General features: G+C 36.9%; 5 protein-coding genes and 1 pseudogene. 5 read left to right on the plus strand and 1 reads right to left on the minus strand.

The features are described 5' to 3' along the window. Positions 1-1654, plus strand: a 1654-nt coding sequence (gene menD / locus P8M54_RS08140; protein ID WP_300287060.1) for a 2-succinyl-5-enolpyruvyl-6-hydroxy-3-cyclohexene-1-carboxylic-acid synthase, incomplete at its 5' end; no start/stop codon positions are given. A gap of 88 nt (positions 1655-1742) precedes the next feature. On the opposite strand, the gene P8M54_RS08145 is transcribed toward menD, so the two are convergent. Further along, positions 1743-3095: a M20/M25/M40 family metallo-hydrolase gene (locus P8M54_RS08145; protein ID WP_300287062.1), complete on the minus strand. Its 1353-nt coding sequence runs from the start codon at positions 3093-3095 to the stop codon at positions 1743-1745. Between the two features lie 139 nt (positions 3096-3234). Between P8M54_RS08145 and P8M54_RS08150 the strand changes: the two genes are divergently transcribed. The 4 genes and pseudogenes from P8M54_RS08150 to P8M54_RS08165 all read left to right on the plus strand — a co-directional run. After that, the gene (locus P8M54_RS08150) at positions 3235-4092 is read left to right on the plus strand and encodes a S1-like domain-containing RNA-binding protein (RefSeq protein WP_300287064.1); all 858 of its coding nucleotides are present in this window, start codon (positions 3235-3237) and stop codon (positions 4090-4092) included. 252 nt (positions 4093-4344) lie between these two features. After that, on the plus strand, positions 4345-5175 hold the full coding sequence (locus tag P8M54_RS08155; protein WP_300287066.1) for a 1,4-dihydroxy-2-naphthoyl-CoA synthase: 831 nt from the start codon (positions 4345-4347) through the stop codon (positions 5173-5175). Between the two features lie 81 nt (positions 5176-5256). Beyond that, a complete protein-coding gene (gene menA, locus P8M54_RS08160) occupies positions 5257-6219 on the plus strand; it encodes a 1,4-dihydroxy-2-naphthoate octaprenyltransferase (RefSeq protein WP_300287068.1) in 963 nt (320 codons plus the stop codon). Between the two features lie 52 nt (positions 6220-6271). After that, a pseudogene (locus tag P8M54_RS08165) lies at positions 6272-6380 on the plus strand (MBL fold metallo-hydrolase); the annotation flags it as partial.

The raw sequence follows: 6380 nt of genomic DNA on the forward strand, positions 1-6380 counted from the left end.
CCCCAAAATACCTTTAGCGCAAAGCATTATACAAATTTGCGAAGCCAAAGGAGTACATACCATAATTATTTCTCCAGGTTCTAGAAATGCGCCTCTAACAATAGGGTTTGCCAGTAATCCCGCTTTTAAAAGTTACAGTATTGCTGATGAGCGCGCTGCTGCTTTTTTTGCTCTTGGAATTGCGCAACAAACAAAGCAGCCTGTGGCATTAGTTTGTACTTCGGGATCCGCATTACTGAATTATTATCCCGCTTTTGCGGAAGCGTTCTACAGCCAAATTCCGTTAATTGTAATTTCAGCAGATAGGCCTCAAAGCAAAATTGATATTGGTGACGGGCAAACCATTCGACAAGAGAATGTTTTTGCTAATCATTCCTTATTTAATGCAAACCTTACTGAAGATGTTTCCGTTGAAAATGATTTAAAAATAAATCAAGCCATCAACACAGCGGTAGCTAAAAAAGGTCCTGTGCATATCAATGCGCCTTTTGAAGAGCCATTGTATGAAACGGTACAGGAGTTAGCCGTGAAAAGCACTATTACCGAGTTTGAGACGGTATCAAAATCCATTTCAATTGCTGAAGTAGAAGAATATGCCGCATTATGGAATCAATCGCCTAAAAAAATGGTACTTGTAGGCGTAGCCGACCCGAATATTTTGGATGATAAAGTGGTGGAGGCATTGGGTAGCGATCCTTCTGTTGTCGTTTTGACTGAGACGACCTCTAACTTGCACCATCCTACGTTTATAAACAACATCGATACGATAATCACGCCTTTTACGGATGTTGATTATGCCTTTTTTCGTCCTGATATTTTAATCACTTTTGGCGGAATGATTGTATCGAAAAGGATAAAAGCTTTTTTAAGAAAGTACCAACCCAAGCACCACTGGCATATAGATTCGCTGCGAGCTTATGATACGTTTAATGCGTTAACCAAGCATTTTGAAGTAGAACCCAATGTATTTTTTGATGCCTTTTTACCTTTGACAAAAAACGTTGACAGTGATTATTTTGACACCTTAGATGCTGTAAAAGCGCTCAGAAGAGACAAAGGGGAAGCCTATTTAGCTAAAATTCCTTTTTCTGATTTTACGGTTTTTGATCGTGTAATTTCGAATTTACCTAAAAATGCTCATTTTCAAATAAGCAATAGTTCTGCTATACGCTATGCTCAATTAATTGAAATCGATCCTTCAATTGAGGTCTTTTGCAACCGCGGGACTAGCGGTATCGATGGTAGTACCTCTACTGCAATTGGTGCGGCAGTAGCAAGCGGCAAACTGACTGTTTTTATTACAGGGGACATTGGTTTTTTATACGATAGCAACGCTTTGTGGAATAATTATATTCCGAAAAACTTCAAAATTATCTTGATTAATAATGGAGGAGGAGGTATTTTTAGAATTTTACCGGGTCATGAAGAAACCCCTGTTTTTAATACTTTTTTCGAAACTTCACATTGCCTGACCGCAGCACATTTAGCGAAGATGTATGGCTTAGACTACACTATCGCTAGTGATGAAGACAGTTTGCAGAAAGGACTATCTACTTTGTATGTGCAAAATGAAAAACCGATGATTTTAGAGGTATTTACTCCCACACTGCTTAATGATGCATTATTATTACAGTTTTTTAAAGAATTGGTTTAATTTATGCCACAATTAAACGTAAAAAATGCCCCAAATAGTGAGATACTAATTGGGGCATTTTCGTTGTCAAGCTCTATTTTTATTTTTGTTATCGAATAGGTTTTGGAAACACCGCTAAACTAAGATGTCCTAATTCATCTACTGCTTGTACTGCAAAGAAAAAGTTATCTTTTGAATAGGCAATTTCAGCTTTAGTTTCCTTAATAAAAATTGTTTTTTGCCATTGGGAATCGGCAGTGCTTCTAATCAGGATTTGGTATCCATAAGGCGCTTTACCTTCTGGAGCTTCCCATACTAAAGTAGAGAAATTCGTTAAATCTTTAACCTCAATTCCAACATTTCGTGGAGAACGTGGTGCTGAAGCTAAATTGGATAAACTAGCTAAATTGGCTGCTGTTGTTTTGCGTAAATAGTCAAAATCCATAAATTCAGGTAAATCTCCGTACTTAACTCCTTTTTCAGTTCGTAAGTCTTGGTGCTGGTGATCGTAGTTTTCATTCATTTCACACATACGAATAGCTGTAAATCCGTTTTGACTAAAAGGAGTATGATCTCCACCACGTAAAAAACGATCGTTTCTGTATACCAATTCTACCTCTAATTGTGGAACGTATTGCTCCGTAGCTGTTTTAATATAACGAGCTAATTGTCTTGACGGACTATCATTATCACTGTTAATTGATTTACGCATTCTGGCCTCTTCTTCGGTTTCTAAATACGGAATCGTTTCACTAAATACACGGACCTTGGTATTGTTGCTTAAACGTGTACCACTTGATAAGCTGTTTCCAATCATATCATTGTTCAACATAGCAACGATGTTCCATTTTTCAGCTTTAGCCATTTCAGCTAAATGTCGGGCACCGTATAATCCTTGTTCTTCTCCAGTAACCGCTACAAATATAATGGTGCAAGGATAAGAGCGTTTACTCATGATTTTTGCCAATTCCATCATAGCAGCAACTCCTGATCCATCGTCATTGGCTCCGGGAGCATCGGCGGTCGTATTCATCACATCTGTCACACGAGAATCTAAGTGTCCACTGATAATAAAGATACGATCATCTGTAGGATCTGTTCCTTTTAAGGTAGCCATTACATTTCCAAGTTGGCTGTCCACAGCGATTCGGCGACCATCGGCTTTAATGGTAAAATAATCTATTTTAGATGTTAATCGGCCATTTGATTCTAAAGCGTATTTATCAAATTCAGATTTAACCCAAGCTTGGGCAGCACCAATTCCGCGTGTTTTGCTTTTAGTATCACTCAAAGTATGTCGGGTTCCAAAAGATACTAGTTTAACGACAGTATTTTCTAAACTAGACGCTTTGATCTCACTGACCATTTTACTGATTTCGGGATCATTTTGTAAAGCTTGTGCATTTATTACGGGCGTAGAAAGTACTAGTGGTAATAGGTACAGGATTTTTTGTAGTTTCATTGTAATTATTTAAATGTTTTTGGTTAGCTCAAATTTAGTGAAAATTAAATAAAATATTCGATTTCTTTCAATGATAACATTTCGTTCTAATTCCTATTTTCAAAGTTCGTACCTTTGTACTTTAGAAAATTAGAATAACATGATTGAAATAGGAAAATACAATACGCTTACCATACTTCGTGATACTAAAGTTGGTTTATTTTTGGGTACACCAGAAACGGATCCAGAAGGAATTCACGATATCCTTTTACCTAACAAATATGTTCCCAATGAATTTGAAATAGGAGAAGAACTTATTGTTTTTGTTTATTTAGATCATGAGGAACGTCCAGTTGCTACAACATTGGAGCCTTATATTTTGTTGAATGAATTTGCGCTTTTAAGAGTGAATTACGTGAACCAAGTAGGTGCTTTTATGGAATGGGGAATGGAGAAAGACATCCTAGTTCCGTTTAAGGAGCAAGCGCGTCCTATGGAAAAAGGAAAGCGTTATCTCGTTTACCTTTACATAGATGAGAAAACAAACCGACTAGTTGCTTCTAGTAAGACGAATCAGTTTTTGAAAAACGAAAATATTACGGTTCAAAAGGGTGAGGAAGTTGATTTAATTGTATCCCACATAACAGAATTAGGTATAAATGTGATCATCAACGAACAATACAAAGGTTTGTTGTACAAAGATGAAGTGTATGACGATGCTATTCGTACCGGTGACCGCATGAGAGGTTACATTAAAAATGTACGTCCTGATAATAAAATTGACGTTTCGCTTCAAATCCAAGGATACGAGAGTATTGAGCCCAACGCTCATAAAATTTTAGATGAATTACGCGCTAGTCGTGGTTTTTTAAGACTAAACGATAACTCACATCCTGAGGACATCAAGACTGTTTTAAAAATGAGTAAAAAGACCTTCAAGAAAGCTATTGGAGCCTTGTATAGAGAAAAATTGATTGAAATAAAAGACGACGGAATTTATCTTATTACTGATCAATAAAGTACAGCATTTACCATGCAAATAATACTAAAAGCCAATCATTTGATTGGCTTTTTTTGGATCTATTACTAATCGAAGATGGAGTCGAAGATTAGTTGGTAAGTTTGTTTTTTCGAAGCAAAATGAAAGTTTCTTATTGCAAAACAGTCGTTGGATTTAAATTTTTTTCTTTTACAATGTAAAAGCCATTTGAGTTGCATAAAGTCTGAAAAATGCACTATTTTTACGGTATACTAATTTAAACCCATAACAATGGATTGGATAACAGCAAAAGAATACGAAGATATCACATACAAGAAATGCAATGGTGTTGCAAGGATAGCGTTTAACCGACCTAATGTACGCAATGCTTTTCGTCCAAAAACAACAGCAGAGCTTTACAACGCGTTCTACGACGCACAAGAAGACACCTCAATAGGCGTTGTCTTATTGTCTGCTGAAGGCCCTTCAACCAAGGATGGTGTTTACTCTTTTTGCAGTGGTGGCGATCAAAATGCCCGCGGTCATCAAGGATACGTTGGTGATGATGGTCAGCATAGATTAAATATTTTGGAGGTACAACGATTAATCCGTTTTATGCCTAAGGTGGTCATTGCAGTAGTTCCAGGTTGGGCTGTTGGTGGTGGGCATAGCTTGCATGTAGTTTGCGACATGACTCTTGCGAGTAAAGAGCACGCTATTTTTAAACAAACAGATGCTGATGTAACGAGTTTTGACGGTGGTTATGGATCTGCTTATTTAGCGAAAATGGTTGGACAGAAAAAAGCAAGAGAGATTTTCTTTTTAGGACGTAACTATTCTGCTCAAGAAGCAATGGATATGGGAATGGTAAACGCTGTAATTCCGCATGACGAACTAGAAGATACCGCTTACGAATGGGCGCAGGAAATCTTAGGAAAGTCGCCAATGGCTATCAAAATGCTGAAATTTGCCATGAACCTGACTGATGATGGAATGGTAGGACAGCAGGTTTTTGCTGGTGAAGCGACTCGTTTGGCATATATGACCGAAGAGGCTAAGGAAGGAAGAAATGCTTTTCTAGAAAAACGTAAGCCTAACTTTGAAAAAAAATGGTTACCATAAAACAGTTTCAAGTTAAAAGAGTAAAGTGGAGTAAAACACTTTAACCGATTAGGCTTTAAACATTAAACTAAAATAATTAAAATGAAACATTGGATTGAAGCCGCACGATTGCGCACATTACCATTATCTGTGTCTGGTATTATCGTAGGTAGTATTTATGCATTAGCACATCCTACAGAGGAAATTTTAACACCTACGGATGTGTTTAACTGGAATATCTTTGGTTTTGCAATATTAACCACGTTAGGCTTACAAATACTTTCAAATTTTGCTAATGACTACGGCGACGGAGTAAAAGGAACTGATAACGAAGATCGAGTAGGGCCTAAGCGTGCTATTCAAAGCGGTGTAATTACACCGGCTGCCATGAAAAAAGCCATAATTATTACATCGTTCTTAACCTTATGTTCTGCTATGGCGTTAATATATTATGCCTTTACAGATACTAATGTGTTTTACTCTCTTTTTTACCTCCTCTTAGGAATTCTTGCAATTTTCTCAGCAATTCGCTACACTGTTGGTAATACCGCCTATGGTTATCGTGGTTTTGGAGACTTGTTTGTGTTCCTCTTCTTTGGCTTGGTAAGCACATTAGGCGTGAACTTTTTGTTTTCTAAACAAATAGACGCAGTACTATTATTACCTGCGACTGCTATAGGTTTATTGAGTGTAGGGGTGTTAAATCTAAATAATATGCGAGACGAGGCTTCAGATAAAAAAGTGGGTAAAAACACGATCGTTGTTAAAATAGGTGGAGCAAAGGCTAAAATATACCATTACTTATTGTTGAGTACTGCCATGTTGCTCATCGTGCTTTTTGCGATTTTAAGCAACTTTAGGTTAGACCAATACCTATTTGTTTTAGCATTCTTTCCATTAATAAAGCATTTACTAACTGTCCGCAAAAATCAAGATGCGAGAGCTTTAGATCCAGAATTAAAAAAACTAGCACTAAGCACCTTTTTTCTCTGTATTCTGTTATCCGTGTGCATGGTATCGTTAGTATCAGATATTGTTGTCAATCTGTTTTTAGGAGGTCGTTAAGTTACTCATAAAAGAAAAAGAAAAAATCTAATCACTTATAAAATCAAAAAAAATGAAAATTACTTTTTACGGACACGCATCGTTAGGAATTGAAATAGGTGGAAAACACATTATCGTAGATCCATTTATTTCTGCCAACCCACTTGCCAGTGCTGTTGATA

Source organism: Flavobacterium sp., from assembly GCF_029242675.1.
In the GTDB taxonomy this organism is placed as follows: domain Bacteria; phylum Bacteroidota; class Bacteroidia; order Flavobacteriales; family Flavobacteriaceae; genus Flavobacterium.

Coding starts and splice junctions, on each gene's coding strand:
- P8M54_RS08155 (WP_300287066.1), top strand. CDS start 4,345: ATGGATTGGATAACAGCAAAAGAATACGAAGATATCACATACAAGAAA.
- menA (WP_300287068.1), top strand. CDS start 5,257: ATGAAACATTGGATTGAAGCCGCACGATTGCGCACATTACCATTATCT.
- P8M54_RS08150 (WP_300287064.1), top strand. CDS start 3,235: ATGATTGAAATAGGAAAATACAATACGCTTACCATACTTCGTGATACT.
- P8M54_RS08145 (WP_300287062.1), bottom strand. CDS start 3,095: ATGAAACTACAAAAAATCCTGTACCTATTACCACTAGTACTTTCTACG.